The following is a 19,272-nucleotide window of genomic DNA, read 5'->3' as shown; positions in this document are numbered from 1 at the left end:
CGTTATTGATCGGCCAGCACCCATTGCACCTTGCGGCCTTGGTGCAACGGAAGCTCGTCGCCCTCGTTGAACTCTGCGGCCGCGTTGAGATCGTCCATGACCAGCCAACGGCCGGCCTGGGATGCGCGTTGACCGCTCATGGCCGATACTTGCCGGTGCTGCGGTTGATCGCTTGCTGCGACGATGGCCGCACGGTCATCGGGCTGCATGAACACATAGCCGGCCTCTTCTTCCGGAATGGTGCCGTCCTCGTAGCGGTCGTCGCGCCAGATCAGGCGCCAGACGACATCGATGTGGATGCTTCTGTCCCTCACAATTTGGCTGGCTTGTGGCGCAGGCGAACCACCATGAAGATAATTGAGTGCGCCTATATATGGCAAAAAGCCAGTCGGTATATCCGGCTTGGAAAACAGGCTGAATTTCTTTGGCTTCGGCGCATCCACCGGCTCCCAGATGCCTGAGCAAGGAATTCGGCTACCCGTGGCGACCAAGGTGTTCTGGACTGGGTTAGGGACCTCTGGAAGCACGGGAGGAAAATGCATCTTGGAGACATTTTCCACAAACCATTTTCCATATACATTTGGCGCAGGATCTTCGAAGTAACGACCTTCGATGATATCTGCCCAGATTTCGTTTCCGAGATGGCGCATCTTTTCGAGGCATTCAGAAAATTCATGCCACAGCGGCGTCATCTCTTGATTTATATTCATTTCCCCGACTTCGACTCTCCATACAAATTCGATCCAATGACTCACTTGGCGGTCGGCCATTACGAATTCACCGTTGGCATCGAATTTGAAGACGCGCTTGTCGCCCTTGCGTAGCCTGCGCACGCCTTCTTCCTGATGGGCCAGTCCCTTCAGTATTCCGACGTAATCCAACTCTTTAATGCCGCTTTTCTCCAACCAACCTTGCGCATCAGCTTGCCGCACACTTTCTTCTGTCACATCTGCCCACGCTTGATACAGCTCAAGCATCCGGTTCCACGCGGTGAACGAGGATTCCTTCTTCAGCTGGTAGAACATCTGCCGACGTTCGAGTTCGTTGGGAAGTTTCAAGCCTTCAGGAAAATTACTGCTCACGGCGATACCACCACTTGACGATGCTCCTTGGTCGCCTGCTCGCGCTCGGCAAGGCGGACGGTTGTGACACTGGTCGGGCCGGGGGGCTGGAAGTAACCGATGATGCCGTTGACATCCTTCCAGCCGGTCGGCTTCACCTCGAAACTCATGCCACTGGCCGGGTCGATCCACGTAAACGGCTTGTTGTCTGCAATGGCACGCTTGCCCAGGGCCGTCAGCTGGTCCGCTACTGATTTGTCCAGGCGGAAAAAGGCCTGTGTGGCGCCACCAGGCAGGTATTGCCCTGGCAATGTGACGCCCATTTGCTCGGCCACCGTGCCGACCACCGCCTTGGGCCCATTGTCGCCGCTCACCTTGCCGGTGACGATAAATCCATTGCGGTTGAATTCGTCCAGCACTGCGGTGGAGGGGCGCCACTCCTGCGCACTCTTCGGCGCCTCGCCGACACCCCACCAAAAGCCACCCGGCGAGGTCGAACCCACGGCGACACTGTGCGTGACTCCTTCCTCGCCAAATGCACGGAAGACGTTTTCGCCGTCATGGAGTTGCCTGTTGATCATTTTTCCGGAGTAGGCTTGGACCGCTTGATAGACACCTTTCTTTTGCCTGTCCGCCAAGTTCGGATACCCGTCTTCCGGCTTGTACAAGTGTTCCCATTCCTCAGGTTGATTCACCGGCGCCCGATTCTGCTTGAATCCGCCCCGGCTCGACCGCATCGGTAGCACACCATCTTCCACCAGGCGCGCCTCGTCGGCGCGGGTGATGACGCGCTCGCCGGTGGCCACCCGGTGCAGCGCCACCCGGCTGGTCGTCTCGCCGCCGCTGCGCACGTAGGCCTGCAGTTCGCGCAGGTTCTGGTCCAGTTCCTTGATCGCCTTGGGGATCATCTGCTCGGCTGTCGTGCGCAAGGTGCCCAGGCCGCCGATCAGTCCATCGATCCGCTGTGCCAGCATCTGCGGCATCAGCGCCCCCATCCGTGCATTGGCCTTGCGCAGCACCGAGGCGAGGGTATTGGTGAGCGTGGCGAACCGCTCCATGATCTGCGCTTGGTAGTCGGCAAACTTCAGCCGCAGCAGCCACGCCTCGGCGTTGCCCGTGCCGATGCGGTTGAGGAAGGCGACGATGTCCTTGGCACCTTGCAACAGGTGCGCGGCACGCGCGGCGCCGCGCAGTTCGGCGGCGGCCTTGAAGACCGTGCACAGGATGCGGCCCACGCCCTTGATGACGCCACCGATCACCGGCACCAGGGCCAGCACCAGCACCACGAGCAACACCCATTCCCAGACGCTTTCGCGCGCCTGGGGATCGTCGATCAGGCGGATGACCACGGCGATGATGTCGCGCGCGGCGGTGACGTCGCCGACCAGCGGGATCATGCCGATCACCGCATCCACCAGGATCTGCGACAGCGAGGCCTTCTCGTTGAAGGCGCCTCGCACCGTGCCCCAGGTCCAGCTGCCGACATCGGCCGCCATCGCCTGGAACTGGCTCCAACTGAGCCCGCCTGGGGGAGAGACCGCGGGTGTAGCGCCCATTACTGCACTCCTTTGCCGGAATCGGCGGTGGCGGCGGCCAGATACTTGTCCACCACGCCGTCCAGCCTTGCATCGGCAGGATTGGCCGCGTGATCGGGCGTGGGCGTCATGTCCTTGCGGCCGAACAGGCCCGGCATCGGCGAGAACACCACCTCGGCCGAGCCGCCGGGCACATGCGCCACCTCGGCGCGTCCCTGCGCGTCGAGCGTGCCCTGCCGTTTGCTGCCATCGGCCAGGGTGACCACGTAGTCGGCACCGGCCAGGCCCTGATCGTCGTGGTAGCGATGATCGAGCGACAACGTTTGCAGGGGAAGGCGTTCTTCCGGCAGCGGGGGGATGGCGACGGTCTTCATCTCCCCACCCAAGAACGGATGCCGACTGGCCTTGACCGTGAACTGCCCCGGGCAGGCGAAGGTGATGTCGCCGCCTTCCAGGGTGAGGCGGGTCTGCCCGGCCTGCAGGACGATCTTCTGCTGCGCCAGCACGTCGATGCGGGTGTCGGTGGCGGTGACGGTCAGCGCCTGGTCGGCCAGCAGTTCCAGCGCGCCGGTGTGCGCCTGCAGGCTCACCGGGCCGGCGGCGGCGATGAGTGTGATCGGCCCGCGTTGCGCGAACAGCGCGGTGTGCTGGCCGGACACCGCCGACAGGGTCTGCCCGGCGCTCAGCTGCGCATCGTGCTGCACGGTCACCTGCAGGGCCTGCCCGGCATAGGCCACGCCGCTGGCCGGGGTGGTCCAGGCGATGTGGTCCGGCGACTCGCCCAGCAGGCGCGCCTCGGCGAATCGTTCCACCGGCGCCTGGCCGTCGCGGCCGCCATCGGCCGGCTTGGTCGCTGGCTGGCCGCCGACCGCACCGGCGTACTTGCCCTGCGCCTGCGGGTCGATCGCCTCGCGCAGCCGGGTCACGCTGGGGTGGGCGTCCAGGCCGGGCACCTGTTGCTGGGTCAGGGTGTCGTGCAGCGCCTGGGCGGTGCGTTCGGCGCCGTGCAACTGGGCCACCGCCTCGGCCACGTCCAGCGCGGTCGAGGCGCCCTGGCCGCGGGCGCTGCTGGACAGCAGCAGGCCTTGCGCGGCATGCACGTTGCCCCAGCCCTGCGAGGCCAGTTCGAAGCCTTGCCCGCGCAGCGCGCCGCGGGCGCTGTCGCTGTGCTGGACCAGGTAGCCCAGTTCCAGCCGGGTGTCGGCCAGGGAGGTGTGCAGGCGCGTGCGCAGCTGGCCGGGGGTGTCGTCCAGCAGCCATTGCTGGGTGCCGCCGCCATCGTGGGACTGGGTGTGCAGGCCGCTGAGCGTGCCGGGGTGGCTGGCGCGCGCGTCCAGGCCGCCGCCGAAGGGTGGGGCGACCTCGCCGTTGTACAGCTGGCCGGTGATGCGCGGCTGGTCGATGTCCCCGTGCAGGAACTCCACCAGCACTTCGCTGCCGATGCGCGGCAGGAAGTGGCTGCCCCAGTTGGGACCGGCCACCCACTCGGCCACCGGCACCCAGGTGCCGGCGCTCTGGTCGCCCGGCGCGTGGCCGGGCGCGGCGCTGGCGCTGTCGGTCAAGCCGCCGGGAGTGGGCTGGGCGCCGCGCTGCCACGGGAACTGGATCCGCACCTGGTGGTCGCGGCTCGGGCTCAGCGCCGCATCGGCCACGCCGACCACGCGCGCGCTCTGCGGCCCGGGCATGCGCGGGCGGTCCTGCGGCAGCGCGCGCAGCGGCGTGGCCGCCGGCACTGCCAGGAAGCGGTTGCGGTAGCTGCCGTGCTCCAGGTCCGGTGCATCGAGCAGGGCGACGATGCCCTGGCCCAGGTTGTTCACCGCCACGTGCTCGATCGCCACCGCAACGAAACGCTGGCCGTCGTGCTGGGCGTGCTGGCGCAAGGTGAACGCCGCCCCGGCCGCCAGCACGCGGGCGCTGCCGGCCCCGGCGTGCAGCGTGTGCGGCACGCGCAGCGCGTCCAGCCGCGCCTGCGCCTGGTCCTGCGCTGTCGCCTCCTGGGCGAAACGCCCGGCGCGCGGCTGCACGTAGACCTCCAGCGGCGGCAGCGCGCCGGCCTCGGCCTGGGCCTGCGCGGCGACCGCGCGCACTTGCTCGCTGTGCCAGCTGGTCACGGTGCTGGCGGTGGGCACCACGCTGCGGCGCTCGCCGAAGGCGCCGATCGCATCGTCGGCCTCGGCCGCGTCGCTGCGATGGAAGCGGATCGTGCCGCTGTCCGGCACCTGCGCCTGCGGGTCGAAGATCACCAGCGTGGCCGCGGTCGCCTCGCTGTCCTCGTCCTGCGCGTGCGCGTAGCGCCAGGCCAGGCCGGCCTCGGCCAGCAGGCGGGTGACGAAGGCCCAGTCGGTCTCGCGGTATTGGGTGGTGATCGGATGCGCGGGCAACGCGGCTTGCACGTCGAAGCGGAACGCCGCCTGCGGGTAGTCGGCGAAGATCCGTTCGCAGATCGCGCGCGCGTCCAGGCTCCTGGAACACCAGCGCGTTGCGCCGCAGCTCCAGCAGCGCCGTCCACGGCGCCAGGGTCAGCCGGTAGCGGGCCAGGCCGCCGTCGCCGCCCAGTTGCGCCACTTCGGTGCACAGGCCCTGCCAGTGGCGTTGCGTGCTGTCGGCCTGGCGTAGCTGCAGGTCCAGCGGCTGCTCCAGCAGCGCCTCGGCATCGAGAAACGCCGAGGTGGCCAGGCACTCGATCTGCAGCACGGTGGCGCCGCACACCGCCTCCTGCCCGTGGAAGCGTTCCACCACCAGCCCCTCGACCGGGGCGCGCAGTTGGATCAGGCGGGCATGTTGGGACGGCTGCGCCAGACTAGCGAGGGCGACGGCCAGCGTCGGCATATCCATATCGACGTCCTCACGGCAGGGTGATCGTAATGTGCGCGGTGCGTTGCGGCATCTGCACCACCTGGTTGTAGGCGGCCATGCGCTGCTCGGTCTGATGGTCCAGAGACAGGCGCAGACCGAAGAAGCCGAGCAGGCCGAAGCCGGCCACCAGCGCGGCCGGCAGCCACAGCGGCACCACACGGCGCAATGCATGGCGCGCGGTGTCCGGTTCGGCCGCGTCGGTGTACAGGTCGCTGGTCGGCCGGTTGAGCTGCTGGTAGCGGGCCAGTTGCGAATCAAGGTTCGGCGAGTACCCATTGCACTTTCCGGCCCTCGTGCAATGGAAGCTCGTCGCCCGCGTTGAACTGCGCGGCCGCGTTGAGATCGTCCATGACCAGCCAACGGCCGGCCTGGGATGCGCGTTGACCGCTCATGGCCGATACCTGTCGGCGCTGCGGCTGGTCATTTGCTGCGGCGGCGCCCGCACGTTCATTGCGCTGCATGAACACATAGCCGGCCTCTTCTTCCGGAATGGTGCCGTCCTCGTAGCGGTCGTCGCGCCAGATCAGGCGCCAGACGACATCGATGTGGATGCTTCTGTCCCTCACAATTTGACCGGCTTTCGGCGCGGGTGAACCACCATGAAGATAATTGAGTGCGCCTATATATGGCAAAAAGCCAGTCGGTATATCCGGCTTGGAAAACAGGCTGAATTTCTTTGGCTTCGGCGCATCCACCGGCTCCCAGATGCCTGAGCAAGGAATTCGGCTACCCGTGGCGACCAAGGTGTTCTGGACTGGGTTAGGGACCTCTGGAAGCACGGGAGGAAAATGCATCTTGGAGACATTTTCCACAAACCATTTTCCATATACATTTGGCGCAGAATCTTCAAAGTAACGACCTTCGATGATATCCCCCCATATTTCCGACCTTAAAGTGGCTACATCATTCAGGCGCGCACGGAATTCGTCCCACAACGGAGTCAGCGCTTCATTTATCCCGTTCTCGCCAATCTCGATTCGCCATACCAACTCAAGCCAATGACTGACAGTCCGATGCCCCATGACGAACTCGCCATTGGCATCGAACTTGAAGACGCGCTTGTCGCCCTTGCGCAGCCTGCGCACGCCTTCTTCCTGGTGCGCCAATCCTTTCAAGATGCACACATAATCCGACTCGCTGATCCCGCTCTTATCCAGCCACCCCTTCGCATCAGCTTGCCGCACACTTTCTTCTGTCACACCCGCCCACGCTTGATACAGCTCAAGCATCCGGTTCCACGCGGTGAACGAAGATTCCTTCTTCAGTTGGTAGAACATCTGCCGACGTTCGAGTTCGTTGGGAAGTTTCAAGCCTTCAGGAAAATTACTGTTCACGGCGATACCACCACTTGACGATGCTCCTTGGTCGCTTGCTCGCGCTCGGCAAGGCGGGCGGTTGTGACGCTGGTCGGGCTGGGGGTATGGAAGTAACCGATGATGCCGTTGACATCCTTCCAGCCGGTCGGCTTCACCTCGAAACTCATGCCACTTGCCGGGTCGATCCACGCAAACGGCTTGTTTTCTGCAATGGCACGCTTGCCCAGAGCCGTCAGCTGGTCCGCCACCGGTTTGTCCAGGGAGAAAAATGCCTGCGTGGCGCCACCAGGCAGGTATTGTCCTGGCAATTTGACGCCCATTTGCTCGGCCACCGTGCCGACCACCGCCTTGGGGCCATTGCCGCCGCTTACCTTGCCGGTGACGATAAATCCATTGCGATTGAATTCGTCCAGTACGGCCGTTGGCGGGCGCCATTCCTGGGCGCTTTTGGGCGCTTCGCCGATGCCCCACCAAAAGCCACCCGTCGAGTTCGAACCCACATCAACACTTCAATGGTCGGCGAGTACCCATTGCACTTTGCGGCCCTCGTGCAATGGAAGCTCGTCGCCCGCGTTGAACTGCGCGGCCGCGTTGAGATCTTCCATCACCAGCCAACGGCCGGCCTGGGATGCGCGTTGACCGCTCATGGCACTGACCTGCCGACGCGCTGCGTCCGTTGCTGCCTCCTGCGGAACAGGCGGTGGCTCGGACTTCATGAAAACATAGCCGGCCTCTTCGTCCGGAATGGTGCCGTCCTCGTAGCGGTCGTCGCGCCAGATCAGGCGCCAGACGACATCAATGTCGATGTTAGTGTCCCTCACAATTTGCCCGGCTTGTGGCGCAGGCGAACCACCATGAAGATAATTGAGTGCGCCTATATATGGCAAAAAGCCAGTCGGCACGTCCGGCTTGGAAAACAGGCTGAATTTCTTTGGCTTCGGCGCATCCACGGGCTCCCAGATGCCCGAGCAGGGGATACGACTACCGGTGGCAATCAACGTGTTCTCAACAGGGTTGGGCACCTCCGGGATGACCGGAGGAAAATGCATTCTTGCTACATTTTCCTGGAACCATCTGCCATAAATACTGGGCGCAGAATCTTCAAAGTAAGGACTTTCGATGATATCTGACCAGATTTCTGCTCTGAGATTCGCTATTTCTCTCAATCGAGTGCAAAACTCATTCCACAACGGAGTCAGCGCTTCATTTATCCCGTTCTCGCCAATCTCGATTCGCCATACCAACTCAAGCCAATGACTGACAGTCCGATGCCCCATGACGAACTCGCCATTGGCATCGAACTTGAAGACGCGCTTGTCGCCCTTGCGCAGCCTGCGCACGCCTTCTTCCTGGTGTGCCAATCCTTTCAAGATGCGCACGTAATGAGACTCGCGGATCCCGCTCTTATCCAGCCACCCCTTCGCATCGGCTTGTCGCACACTTTCTTCTGTCACACCCGCCCACGCTTGATACAGCTCAAGCATCCGGTTCCACGCGGTGAACGAAGATTCCTTCTTCAGCTGGTAGAACATCTGCCGACGTTCGAGTTCGTTGGGAAGTTTCAAGCCTTCAGGAAAATTACTGCTCACGGCGATACCACCACTTGACGATGCTCCTTGGTCGCTTGCTCGCGCTCGGCAAGTCGGACGGTTGTGACGCTGGTCGGGCCAGGCGTATGGAAGTAACCGATGATGCCGTTGACATCCTTCCAGCCGGTCGGCTTCACTTCGAAACGCATGCCACTCGCCGGGTCGATCCACGCAAACGGCTTGTTTTCTGCAATGGCGCGCTTGCCCAAGTCTGTCAGCTGGTCCGCCACCGGTTTGTCCAGCAAGAAAAATGCCTGCGTGGCGCCACCTGGCAGGTACTGACCTGGGAGGTCCTTACCCATTTGCTCGGCCACCGTGCCGACCACCGCCTTGGGGCCATTGCCGCCGCTTACCTTGCCGGTGACGATAAATCCATTGCGGTTGAATTCGTCCAGTACGGCCGTTGGCGGGCGCCATTCCTGCGCACTCTTCGGCGCTTCGCCGATGCCCCACCAAGCCCCTCCTGCCCAAGTCTCGCCTATTTCTAGGCCGTGCGTGACGCCCTCTTCCCCAAAGGCACGAAAGAAGTATTCGCCATCGTGCAACCTTCGATTGACCATCCTTCCCGAGTAAGCCTGGACGTTGCGATAAGTCGACTCACCCTCTGCCCGAGCAGGGTCCGCCAAGTTCGGATACCCGTCTTCCGGTTTGTACAAGTGTTCCCATTGCTCAGGCCTTTTCACCAGCGCCGGATTCTGCTTGAACCCGCCCCGGCTCGACCGCACCGGTAACACACCATCTTCCACCAGGCGCGCCTCGTCGGCGCGGGTGATGACGCGCTCGCCGGTGGCCACCCGGTGCAGCGCCACCCGGCTGGTCGTCTCGCCGCCGCTGCGCACGTAGGCCTGCAGTTCGCGCAGGTTCTGGTCCAGTTCCTTGATCGCCTTGGGGATCATCTGCTCGGCTGTCGTGCGCAAGGTGCCCAGGCCGCCGATCAGTCCATCGATCCGCTGTGCCAGCATCTGCGGCATCAGCGCCCCCATCCGCGCCTTGGCCTTGCGCAGCACCGAGGCGAGGGTATTGGTGAGCGCGGCGAACCGCTCCAGTATCTGCGCTTGATAGTCGGCAAACTTCAGCCGCAGCAGCCACGCCTCGGCGTTGCGCGTGCCGATGCGGTTGAGGAAGGCGATGATGTCCTTGGCACCTTGCAACAGGTGCGCGGCACGCGCGGCGCCGCGCAGTTCGGCGGCGGCCTTGAACACCTTGCACAGGATGCGGCCCACGCCCTTGATGACGCCACCGATCACCGGCACCAAGGCCAGCACCAGCACCACGAGCAACACCCATTCCCAGACCCGTTCGCGCGCCTCGGGATCGTCGATCAGGCGGATGACCACGGCGATGATGTCGCGCGCAGCGGTGACGTCGCCGACCAGCGGGATCATGCCGATCACCGCATCCACCAGGATCTGCGACAGCGAGGCCTTCTCGTTGAAGGCGCCTTGCACCGTGCCCCAGGTCCAGCTGCCGACATCGGCCGCCATCGCCTGGAACTGGCTCCAACTGAGCCCGCCTGGGGGAGAGACCGCGGGTGTAGCGCCCATTACTGCACTCCTTTGCCGGAATCGGCGGTGGCGGCGGCCAGATACTTGTCCACCACGCCGTCCAGCCTTGCATCGGCAGGATTGGCCGCGTGATCGGGCGTGGGCGTCATGTCCTTGCGGCCGAACAGGCCCGGCATCGGCGAGAACACCACCTCGGCCGAGCCGCCGGGCACATGCGCCACCTCGGCGCGTCCCTGCGCGTCGAGCGTGCCCTGCCGTTTGCTGCCATCGGCCAGGGTGACCACGTAGTCGGCACCGGCCAGGCCCTGATCGTCGTGGTAGCGATGATCAAGCGACAACGTTTGCAGGGGAAGGCGTTCTTCCGGCAGCGGGGGGATGGCGACGGTCTTCATCTCCCCACCCAAGAACGGATGCCGACTGGCCTTGACCGTGAACTGCCCCGGGCAGGCGAAGGTGATGTCGCCGCCTTCCAGGGTGAGGCGGGTCTGCCCGGCCTGCAGGACGATCTTCTGCTGCGCCAGCACGTCGATGCGGGTGTCGGTGGCGGTGACGGTCAGCGCCTGGTCGGCCAGCAGTTCCAGCGCGCCGGTGTGCGCCTGCAGGCTCACCGGGCCGGCGGCGGCGATGAGTGTGATCGGCCCGCGTTGCGCGAACAGCGCGGTGTGCTGGCCGGACACCGCCGACAGGGTCTGCCCGGCGCTCAGCTGCGCATCGTGCTGCACGGTCACCTGCAGGGCCTGCCCGGCATAGGCCACGCCGCTGGCCGGGGTGGTCCAGGCGATGTGGTCCGGCGACTCGCCCAGCAGGCGCGCCTCGGCGAATCGTTCCACCGGCGCCTGGCCGTCGCGGCCGCCATCGGCCGGCTTGGTCGCTGGCTGGCCGCCGACCGCACCGGCGTACTTGCCCTGCGCCTGCGGGTCGATCGCCTCGCGCAGCCGGGTCACGCTGGGGTGGGCGTCCAGGCCGGGCACCTGTTGCTGGGTCAGGGTGTCGTGCAGCGCCTGGGCGGTGCGTTCGGCGCCGTGCAACTGGGCCACCGCCTCGGCCACGTCCAGCGCGGTCGAGGCGCCCTGGCCGCGGGCGCTGCTGGACAGCAGCAGGCCTTGCGCGGCATGCACGTTGCCCCAGCCCTGCGAGGCCAGTTCGAAGCCTTGCCCGCGCAGCGCGCCGCGGGCGCTGTCGCTGTGCTGGACCAGGTAGCCCAGTTCCAGCCGGGTGTCGGCCAGGGAGGTGTGCAGGCGCGTGCGCAGCTGGCCGGGGGTGTCGTCCAGCAGCCATTGCTGGGTGCCGCCGCCATCGTGGGACTGGGTGTGCAGGCCGCTGAGCGTGCCGGGGTGGCTGGCGCGCGCGTCCAGGCCGCCGCCGAAGGGTGGGGCGACCTCGCCGTTGTACAGCTGGCCGGTGATGCGCGGCTGGTCGATGTCCCCGTGCAGGAACTCCACCAGCACTTCGCTGCCGATGCGCGGCAGGAAGTGGCTGCCCCAGTTGGGACCGGCCACCCACTCGGCCACCGGCACCCAGGTGCCGGCGCTCTGGTCGCCCGGCGCGTGGCCGGGCGCGGCGCTGGCGCTGTCGGTCAAGCCGCCGGGAGTGGGCTGGGCGCCGCGCTGCCACGGGAACTGGATCCGCACCTGGTGGTCGCGGCTCGGGCTCAGCGCCGCATCGGCCACGCCGACCACGCGCGCGCTCTGCGGCCCGGGCATGCGCGGGCGGTCCTGCGGCAGCGCGCGCAGCGGCGTGGCCGCCGGCACTGCCAGGAAGCGGTTGCGGTAGCTGCCGTGCTCCAGGTCCGGTGCATCGAGCAGGGCGACGATGCCCTGGCCCAGGTTGTTCACCGCCACGTGCTCGATCGCCACCGCAACGAAACGCTGGCCGTCGTGCTGGGCGTGCTGGCGCAAGGTGAACGCCGCCCCGGCCGCCAGCACGCGGGCGCTGCCGGCCCCGGCGTGCAGCGTGTGCGGCACGCGCAGCGCGTCCAGCCGCGCCTGCGCCTGGTCCTGCGCTGTCGCCTCCTGGGCGAAACGCCCGGCGCGCGGCTGCACGTAGACCTCCAGCGGCGGCAGCGCGCCGGCCTCGGCCTGGGCCTGCGCGGCGACCGCGCGCACTTGCTCGCTGTGCCAGCTGGTCACGGTGCTGGCGGTGGGCACCACGCTGCGGCGCTCGCCGAAGGCGCCGATCGCATCGTCGGCCTCGGCCGCGTCGCTGCGATGGAAGCGGATCGTGCCGCTGTCCGGCACCTGCGCCTGCGGGTCGAAGATCACCAGCGTGGCCGCGGTCGCCTCGCTGTCCTCGTCCTGCGCGTGCGCGTAGCGCCAGGCCAGGCCGGCCTCGGCCAGCAGGCGGGTGACGAAGGCCCAGTCGGTCTCGCGGTATTGGGTGGTGATCGGATGCGCGGGCAACGCGGCTTGCACGTCGAAGCGGAACGCCGCCTGCGGGTAGTCGGCGAAGATCCGTTCGCAGATCGCGCGCGCGTCCAGGTCCTGGAACACCAGCGCGTTGCGCCGCAGCTCCAGCAGCGCCGTCCACGGCGCCAGGGTCAGCCGGTAGCGGGCCAGGCCGCCGTCGCCGCCCAGTTGCGCCACTTCGGTGCACAGGCCCTGCCAGTGGCGTTGCGTGCTGTCGGCCTGGCGTAGCTGCAGGTCCAGCGGCTGCTCCAGCAGCGCCTCGGCATCGAGAAACGCCGAGGTGGCCAGGCACTCGATCTGCAGCACGGTGGCGCCGCACACCGCCTCCTGCCCGTGGAAGCGTTCCACCACCAGCCCCTCGACCGGGGCGCGCAGTTGGATCAGGCGGGCATGTTGGGACGGCTGCGCCAGACTAGCGAGGGCGACGGCCAGCGTCGGCATATCCATATCGACGTCCTCACGGCAGGGTGATCGTAATGTGCGCGGTGCGTTGCGGCATCTGCACCACCTGGTTGTAGGCGGCCATGCGCTGCTCGGTCTGATGGTCCAGAGACAGGCGCAGACCGAAGAAGCCGAGCAGGCCGAAGCCGGCCACCAGCGCGGCCGGCAGCCACAGCGGCACCACACGGCGCAATGCATGGCGCACGGTGTCCGGCGGCGGCCAATGCGGTGCGAAACCGGTGCGCTTGCCCTTGAAATAGATGATCTCGTCGCCCAGCCGCGCGGTCAGGTAGCCGAGCTTCTCCGGCCCTTCCAGCCGATACTTGCCTTCGAAGCCAAGCAGCAGGCAATAGTGGTAGATCTCCAGCGAGGGCAGGCGCACGGCGCCCTGGCGGCGCAGCTCTTCCAGGCGATCGAAGAAATGCTCGCCGGCCAGGTGTTCGCCGAACAGGCGCAGCTGCAGCGGATTGCGTTCCCAGGTTGCGTGCAGGGCCGAGGGCTGTGACAGGATCGCTTCGTCCACCGCCGCGCAGAACGCGTATTTGGCCGCGTAGATGTCCTCGGACGCGATGCCGAGCTTGACCGCGCTGCGTTCCACGCCATCGAGGAATGTTTGCACCGACTGCACGAAGGATTCGGTGTCGCCAGGCATCTGCGCGCGCTTGAGCAGCAGCAACAGGTAGAAGCCGTCGGCCATCAGGTCGAGCAGGCTCTGCGGCGTCGAGGGAGGCGCGCTCGCCAGGCCATGCGGCGCCTGCGAGGTCAGCGACGGCATCGGGCCGGGGGTGGGGGGCAGTGGGTTCATCATGAGGTCACCGCGACAAGTTCCATCTTGAGGTCATCAATGCCCGACGGCACATAGAGCATCATAGACTGCGCCTTGAGCATGCGCTCGTACAGCGGCCCGCGCGCTTCCAGGGCGAAATAGTAGCTGCCGGGACGCACCGGGATCGCCGCCGGCACCTGCGCGGCGTGGGTCAGCTTCACGCCCGGCAGGGCCGACAGCACGCACTTCTCGACGTCGTCCGGCGCACCGACCTTGAACCGTACCGGCACCGTCTGCACCAGCTCCGGCCCGGGCATGTCGGCCGACACGCTCAGGTAGAACGCGGCGTTCTCGTCGATCCGCTGCGAATCGATCCGGCCCAGGTGGAACGACGGCTTGACCTCGCTCAGCGCGATCTTGAAGTAGCGCGCCGAGATCACCGTGTCGAGCAGGTCGCGCACGATCTGGAACAGGCGCTGGAAGCAGACTTCCGGCGCGGCGTGGTTGTACCTGGGCAGGTCGTTGAGCTGGTAGGCGTTGGAGAAGGTCAGCAACGCGCCGGCCATGCGCAGCAGTTCCTGGTGCAGGCGCTCGGGGTGCAGTTGCGGATGATGGAACAGGTGCGACAGCGCGCCGAACGAGGAGCAGGCGGTATGCAGCAGCCAGAACGAGGCGATGTCGCCGGAGCGGAATTCGATGATGTGCTGCGACGGTTGCCGATGCAGCCCGTACAGCGCATCGACCTTGGCCTGCAGCGAGTCGAGCAGGCCGCGCAGTGCGCGATACAGCGTCGGCGAGGCGTCGATGTGCGCGCATGGCGGGATGAAGTCCTCGTCCAGCTCGAAGCCGCCAGTCGGGGTACGGCGCACACGCGCCACTGGCACGGTCACGTACGGATCGCGCGGAGTGTCGTCGGTGAGCAGCTTCACCGCCTTGCTCAGGTACGCCAGTTCCGATTCGGCCGCGTCGGTGTACAGGTCGCTGGTCGGCCGGTTGAGCTGCTGGTAGCGGGCCAGTTGCGAGCCCTCCGCATCGCTGCAGTTGCCGCCGTCGTCGCGCAGCAACGGCAGCGCCAGGTACACCATGGTGGTCTGGATGCCGGCGGGTAGGTCATTCAGCGACAGCGCATCGGGCAGCGCGTCGTGCGCCGGCGCGTCGTAGGATTCGCCATCGGGAAAGACCACCGACAGGTCGAGCGCGCGCAGGCTGCCGCTGGCCATGCTCTGCGGATCGAAGCGGATCCGGCGTGTTCCCCAGCCATAGGGATGCAGCGTCTGCGCCAGATCCTGCAGCCTTGCTTCGTGGTAGGTGTCCTGGCGCTGGAAATGCTGCGGCCGCAAAAACAGCCCTTCGCCCCAAAATACTTTCGACATCCTGCTTACATGTGACACGGGTCTATCCCTGGATTGAAGAGGTCGGTCCGCACCGATAAGGCCGGCCGCGAGAGGCAAGGCCTCGCGCCCATACCGCAGATTCCTTGCCGACGGACGGGATACTACAGCACGCGTCCGCAGGCGGGCGCTAGCGCGCAGCGGCGCAACGCACCGACGCCAGGCTGCTGGGATCGCCCGCCAGGCGGGTGACCAGCGCCGGGCTATCGGTGGTCAGCGCGCAGGCGTGAATGCCGATGGTGATGCCCTGGGTCGGCAATTCCTTGCGCCGCGTATCGAAGGCCATGCGCCAGCGGCCCTCGGCCGGCGCGCGGAACAAGGCCACCACGCCCAGGGTGGTGGTGCCTTCGGACATCTGCTCGTTCAGTTCCTGGCGGGCGCTTGGCGTCAGCACGATCTCGTTGACCGATAGCAGGTCCGCGCCCAGCGCCGCCTGCTCTCCGGCCTGATCGAGGAACGCGTTGAACGGTGCTTGCTCGAAGCGTTGCGCGCTGCGCAGGTGATAGACCTTGACCACCGCGGCGGTGGCGTGCATGTCGGTGCCCGCATTCAGGTTGCTGCCGGCGAACAGTCGCAGCGGAATCAGCGGAGGCGCCTCGGGCTTGGCGTCCTTGATGCCCACTGCCTGCAGGGTCTTGTCCATCGCCTTGCCGATGCCGCCGCTGGCGCAGCCGGACAGAGCCAGCGTGGCCGCAACAAGGACCAACAGAAAACCGAAACGGTGAGCGGATATATTCATGCTTGCTCTGACGTGGCGGACGAAGGGCGATCCGCATCCAGCCACTCAGGAGTGTTCGCCCCTGTGCCGTGCGCCCGACCGCCCGTGCAGAGACGCAGCATAGGACAGACTCTGGCCGGCTTGACGCGGTCGTGGGAGCCCACTATACCCGGTCCTATTCGTGGCTGTACACTAACGAAAAAACGCACAGGCTTGGCTCACCCCGCCTTCACATCGGGGTCTCCAGGTTAACTCCAGGATTGGTTTTCAGAGGAAGTCATGATGACGGTAGTCAAGGGGCTGGTCACATTCCGGACGATGTTCGCACTCGTTCTGCTCTCCGCCCTCGTCGGTTGCGCTTCCGCGCCGAAGAAGGCTCCGCCCCCGTCGTCGTTCGACGCCACGATGTCGCGCGCCGAAGCCGAAGTCACTAGCGGCGGGGCCGAGCAGGCTCTGAAAACCTTCGAAGACGCCGGCCGCGCCGACCCTACCCGCAAGGAGCCGTGGGTGCGTATCGCGCAATTGCAGTTCGACCGCGCCAATTACGCGCGTGCCATCGTCGCGGCGCAGGAAGTGCTACAGCGCGATCCCGACGACCTTGTCGCCGATGGCGTGCTGACTGTCGCAGGCTTCCGTATCGCCAACCAGTCGCTGCAGCGTCTACAGAACCGCGGTGCGCTGGCTTCGGGCACAGCTCGCAAGGAGGCCGAGACGCTGGCTAGCACGCTGCGCGCGACTATGGGCGACGATATCCTTCAGCCTGAAGAGCCGAAGAAGCGCAAGCCCGTCCGCAACACCCGCCGCGCCGCGCCGCCGGCTGCGAAAGACGCCGCGCCGCCCAAGGAAACGCCCAATGCGTCGGCGGATCCGTTCCAGAACTTGGGCGGCAACTGACCGGTCATCCGGACTCCCCTAAAGCCTTAACGTCAGGAGACACCCATGGCTAAGAAGGAAAGCATCCAGAAACGTCTGCAGAAGATTCGGCCGCCGCGCGTGCAACTGACCTACGACGTGGAAAAGGGTGACGCGATCGAACAGAAGGAACTGCCGTTCGTGGTAGGCGTGCTTGGGGATTTCAGCGGCAATCCCGAACAGCCCCTGGCCAAGGTCAAGGACCGCAAATTCGTCAACGTCGACCTCGACAACTTCGACGAGGTGATGGAGGCAATGGCGCCGCGCGCGGTTTACCGCGTGCCGAACAAGATCAGCGATGCCGGGGGCGAGTTCGGCGTCGAACTCAAGTTCAAGTCGATCGACGACTTCCGTCCCGAGGCTGTGGTCGATCAGGTGGAACCGCTGCGCAAGCTGCTCGAATCGCGCACCAAGCTGGCCGACCTGCGCAACAAGCTGGCCGGCAACGAGAAGCTCGAAGACCTGCTAACGGACGTGTTGAACAACACCGAACAGCTGAAGAAGCTGGGTCGGGAAAAGGAGAAGTAAGCCATGGCCGCAGAGGTTTCGAGTGCCACCCACAATTCGGCGCCGGCCACGCTGACAGAAACAGGCTTGCTCGACCAGATCGTCGAGCAGAGCAAGGTCGCCAAATCGGAGACCGAGCACCAGCGTGCGAAGGACATCATCTCCGAGCTGGCCAAGGAGGTGCTAGAAGGTACCGTCGTGGTGTCGGACAACCTCAATCTGACGCTGGACGCGCGCATTGCCGAGATCGACCGGATCATCTCCGAGCAGCTGAGCGCTGTGATGCATGCGCCGGAGTTCCAGAAGCTGGAGAGCAGCTGGCGCGGCCTGCACTACATGTGCGAGCAGACGTCCACCGGCGTGACGATGAAGATCAAGGTATTCAACTCGCCCCAGCGGGATCTGGTGCGCGACTTCAAGTCGGCGATCGACTTCGATCAAAGCGCGCTGTTCAAGAAGGTCTACGAGGAAGAGTTCGGCACCTTCGGCGGTGCGCCATTCGGCGCATTGGTCGGCGACTACTACATCGGCCGCCAGCCGGAGGACATGTACTTCGTCGAGCAGATGTCGCATGTGGCCGCCGCGGCGCACGCGCCCTTCATCTCTGCCGCGTCTGAATCGATGTTCGGTCTGGAAACCTTCACCGACCTGGGCAAACCGCGCGATCTGGCCAAGGTGTTCGACACTGTCGAATACGCCAAGTGGAAGTCGTTCCGTGAGTCGGAGGATAGCCGCTACGTCGGCCTGACCATGCCGCGTTTTCTCGGGCGGCTGCCGTACAACCCGAAGGACGGCACTACGGTCGAAGGCTTCAACTTCGTCGAAGACGTCGACGCTGCCGACCATAGCAAGTATCTGTGGTGCAACACCGCTTATGCGATGGCCACGCGCCTGACCAAGGCGTTCGAGGACTACGGTTGGTGCGCGGCGATCCGCGGTGTGGAAGGCGGTGGCCTGGTCGAAGACCTGCCAACCCACACCTTCCGCACCGACGACGGCGAAGTGGCGCTGAAGTGCCCGACCGAGATCGCAATCACCGACCGCCGTGAGAAGGAACTCAGCGACCTTGGCTTCATCCCGCTGGTGCATTGCAAGAACACCGACTATGCGGCGTTCTTCGGCGCGCAGTCCGCGCAGAAGCCGAAGAAGTACAACACCGATTCGGCCAATGCCAACGCGATCCTGTCGGCGCAGCTGCAGTACATGTTCGCCGTGTCGCGTATCGCCCATTACCTCAAGGCGATGATGCGCGAGAAGATCGGCAGTTTCGCCTCGGCGCGCAATGTCGAGGATTTCCTGAACCGTTGGATTTCACAGTACGTGTTGCTGGACGACAACGCCGGTCAGGAAGCAAAGGCGCAATACCCCTTGCGGGAAGCGTCTGTCCAAGTTTCGGAAGTGCCGGGGAAACCCGGTGTCTACCGCGCGGTGGCCTTCATCAGGCCGCATTTCCAGCTCGATGAGCTGTCTGTTTCGTTGCGTCTGGTGGCCGAACTGCCGGCTGGTACTAAAAAGGCGTAGCGTTTCTTGTTGTCGTAGGGACGGAGATCCCACTGTTTTGCAGTTGACGCAATGTCCTTCGGGACAGGCAAATAACCGCCAGGCCGCTCCTGGCAAAACAATCTCACGGAAGACCGGAATTTAGGAGACCAGATATGCAGCACGCGTTTCTTTCTATCGACACCATCAAGGGTGAATCGCACGACGATAAGCACAAGGATTGGGTGGAGATCAAGTCGTTCTCCCAGGACTTGTTGCAGCCGCGCTCGGCCACCGCATCCACCGCTGGCGGTCAGTCGGCCGCTCGTGTGAACCTGTCGCCGATCGAGATCGTCAAGGCGATTGATCTGTCCACCACCGCGCTGAATCAGGCGTGCGCCAACGGCACCACCTTCCCCAAAGCCCGCATCGAGTTCATGCGCGCCGACAAGGACGGCAATGCCATCAACTACTACCTGGTTGAGTTGATGAACGTGCTGGTACACCGCGTCACCACGACGGTGGACGAGGACGGCATGCCGCAGGAAGTCGTCCAGCTGAGCTTCGGCGCGATCAAGTGGACCTACAACCAGCAGAAGCCGGAAGGCGGAGTCGGCGGCAAAGCGGTTGCGCAGTGGAGTGCTACCAAGAACATTCCCAACTACACCGTTTGATGTTTGTTTTGCGATGGCGCCTTCGCGCGCCATCGCATTTCCGCGCCGCGCGCAGACACAGGACCGACGCACAGCAGGGCCGCGCCATCCGCCGGTCGCGCCTAGTTGGCAGCAAGG

The 19,272-nt window shown here is 65.2% G+C and carries 14 protein-coding genes and 2 pseudogenes; 4 read left to right on the top strand and 12 right to left on the bottom strand.

Going from position 1 to position 19,272, the window contains the following annotated elements:
- Positions 1 to 2: 2 nt before the first annotated feature.
- From PD885_RS10515 to tssJ, 12 genes and pseudogenes are all read right to left on the bottom strand, one after another.
- Positions 3 to 1,082: an Imm71 family immunity protein gene (locus PD885_RS10515; protein ID WP_088056854.1), complete on the bottom strand. Its 1,080-nt coding sequence runs from the start codon at positions 1,080 to 1,082 to the stop codon at positions 3 to 5.
- On the bottom strand, positions 1,079 to 2,617 hold the full coding sequence (locus PD885_RS10510) for a hypothetical protein (protein ID WP_231895742.1): 1,539 nt from the start codon (positions 2,615 to 2,617) through the stop codon (positions 1,079 to 1,081). Before PD885_RS10510 ends, PD885_RS10515 begins: the two co-directional genes overlap by 4 nt.
- Positions 2,617 to 5,431 (bottom strand): annotated as a pseudogene (locus tag PD885_RS22515) (type VI secretion system Vgr family protein). Before PD885_RS22515 ends, PD885_RS10510 begins: the two are co-directional and overlap by 1 nt.
- Before the next feature lie 10 nt (positions 5,432 to 5,441).
- A pseudogene (locus tag PD885_RS20685) lies at positions 5,442 to 5,639 on the bottom strand (DotU family type IV/VI secretion system protein); the annotation flags it as partial.
- Between the two features lie 67 nt (positions 5,640 to 5,706).
- On the bottom strand, positions 5,707 to 6,786 hold the full coding sequence (locus PD885_RS10500) for an Imm71 family immunity protein (protein ID WP_088056852.1): 1,080 nt from the start codon (positions 6,784 to 6,786) through the stop codon (positions 5,707 to 5,709).
- Entirely contained in the window at positions 6,783 to 7,268 is a 486-nt protein-coding gene (locus PD885_RS10495; RefSeq protein WP_083215080.1) for a hypothetical protein, read from the bottom strand. Before PD885_RS10495 ends, PD885_RS10500 begins: the two co-directional genes overlap by 4 nt.
- 9 nt (positions 7,269 to 7,277) lie before the next feature.
- Positions 7,278 to 8,357, bottom strand: a complete 1,080-nt coding sequence (locus tag PD885_RS10490) for an Imm71 family immunity protein (protein WP_088056851.1) — start codon at positions 8,355 to 8,357, stop codon at positions 7,278 to 7,280.
- Positions 8,354 to 9,901 (bottom strand): hypothetical protein, encoded by a 1,548-nt coding sequence (locus PD885_RS10485; protein WP_231895741.1) that lies wholly within the window; start codon positions 9,899 to 9,901, stop codon positions 8,354 to 8,356. The genes PD885_RS10490 and PD885_RS10485 overlap by 4 nt, the downstream gene beginning before the upstream one ends.
- Positions 9,901 to 12,714, bottom strand: coding sequence for a type VI secretion system Vgr family protein (locus PD885_RS10480; RefSeq protein ID WP_145954099.1), 2,814 nt, complete (start codon positions 12,712 to 12,714; stop codon positions 9,901 to 9,903). Before PD885_RS10480 ends, PD885_RS10485 begins: the two co-directional genes overlap by 1 nt.
- A gap of 10 nt (positions 12,715 to 12,724) precedes the next feature.
- Positions 12,725 to 13,516 carry a type IVB secretion system protein IcmH/DotU gene (icmH, locus tag PD885_RS10475; protein WP_172402118.1) on the bottom strand — a complete coding sequence of 264 codons (792 nt, stop codon included), beginning with the start codon at positions 13,514 to 13,516 and terminating at the stop codon, positions 12,725 to 12,727.
- A complete protein-coding gene (gene tssK, locus PD885_RS10470) occupies positions 13,513 to 14,847 on the bottom strand; it encodes a type VI secretion system baseplate subunit TssK (protein ID WP_002812677.1) in 1,335 nt (444 codons plus the stop codon). Before tssK ends, icmH begins: the two co-directional genes overlap by 4 nt.
- A 148-nt stretch (positions 14,848 to 14,995) precedes the next feature.
- A complete protein-coding gene (tssJ, locus tag PD885_RS10465; RefSeq protein WP_002812675.1) occupies positions 14,996 to 15,604 on the bottom strand; it encodes a type VI secretion system lipoprotein TssJ in 609 nt (202 codons plus the stop codon).
- 258 nt (positions 15,605 to 15,862) lie between these two features.
- Here tssJ and PD885_RS10460 point away from each other — a divergent pair, with 258 nt between their 5' ends.
- The 4 genes from PD885_RS10460 to PD885_RS10445 all read left to right on the top strand — a co-directional run bounded on the left by PD885_RS10460 (position 15,863) and on the right by PD885_RS10445 (position 19,155).
- The gene (locus tag PD885_RS10460; protein ID WP_172402119.1) at positions 15,863 to 16,477 is read left to right on the top strand and encodes a tetratricopeptide repeat protein; all 615 of its coding nucleotides are present in this window, start codon (positions 15,863 to 15,865) and stop codon (positions 16,475 to 16,477) included.
- A gap of 45 nt (positions 16,478 to 16,522) precedes the next feature.
- Positions 16,523 to 17,023, top strand: a complete 501-nt coding sequence (gene tssB / locus PD885_RS10455; protein ID WP_002812671.1) for a type VI secretion system contractile sheath small subunit — start codon at positions 16,523 to 16,525, stop codon at positions 17,021 to 17,023.
- A gap of 3 nt (positions 17,024 to 17,026) precedes the next feature.
- Positions 17,027 to 18,523: a type VI secretion system contractile sheath large subunit gene (tssC, locus tag PD885_RS10450; protein WP_002812669.1), complete on the top strand. Its 1,497-nt coding sequence runs from the start codon at positions 17,027 to 17,029 to the stop codon at positions 18,521 to 18,523.
- 134 nt (positions 18,524 to 18,657) lie between these two features.
- Positions 18,658 to 19,155 carry an Hcp family type VI secretion system effector gene (locus PD885_RS10445; RefSeq protein WP_002812667.1) on the top strand — a complete coding sequence of 166 codons (498 nt, stop codon included), beginning with the start codon at positions 18,658 to 18,660 and terminating at the stop codon, positions 19,153 to 19,155.
- The last annotated feature ends 117 nt before the right edge of the window (positions 19,156 to 19,272 follow it).

This window comes from Xanthomonas fragariae (assembly GCF_900183975.1).
Classification (GTDB): domain Bacteria; phylum Pseudomonadota; class Gammaproteobacteria; order Xanthomonadales; family Xanthomonadaceae; genus Xanthomonas; species Xanthomonas fragariae.
This window is presented reverse-complemented; position numbering and strand designations above follow the sequence as displayed.

What these genes read in the sequence shown, in the direction of transcription:
- PD885_RS10510 (WP_231895742.1), bottom strand. Translation starts at nt 2,617, where the DNA reads ATGGGCGCTACACCCGCGGTCTCTCCCCCAGGCGGGCTCAGTTGGAGC.
- PD885_RS10485 (WP_231895741.1), bottom strand. Translation starts at nt 9,901, where the DNA reads ATGGGCGCTACACCCGCGGTCTCTCCCCCAGGCGGGCTCAGTTGGAGC.
- PD885_RS10480 (WP_145954099.1), bottom strand. Translation starts at nt 12,714, where the DNA reads ATGGATATGCCGACGCTGGCCGTCGCCCTCGCTAGTCTGGCGCAGCCG.
- icmH (WP_172402118.1), bottom strand. Translation starts at nt 13,516, where the DNA reads ATGATGAACCCACTGCCCCCCACCCCCGGCCCGATGCCGTCGCTGACC.
- tssK (WP_002812677.1), bottom strand. Translation starts at nt 14,847, where the DNA reads ATGTCGAAAGTATTTTGGGGCGAAGGGCTGTTTTTGCGGCCGCAGCAT.
- tssJ (WP_002812675.1), bottom strand. Translation starts at nt 15,604, where the DNA reads ATGAATATATCCGCTCACCGTTTCGGTTTTCTGTTGGTCCTTGTTGCG.
- PD885_RS10460 (WP_172402119.1), top strand. Translation starts at nt 15,863, where the DNA reads ATGATGACGGTAGTCAAGGGGCTGGTCACATTCCGGACGATGTTCGCA.
- tssB (WP_002812671.1), top strand. Translation starts at nt 16,523, where the DNA reads ATGGCTAAGAAGGAAAGCATCCAGAAACGTCTGCAGAAGATTCGGCCG.
- tssC (WP_002812669.1), top strand. Translation starts at nt 17,027, where the DNA reads ATGGCCGCAGAGGTTTCGAGTGCCACCCACAATTCGGCGCCGGCCACG.
- PD885_RS10445 (WP_002812667.1), top strand. Translation starts at nt 18,658, where the DNA reads ATGCAGCACGCGTTTCTTTCTATCGACACCATCAAGGGTGAATCGCAC.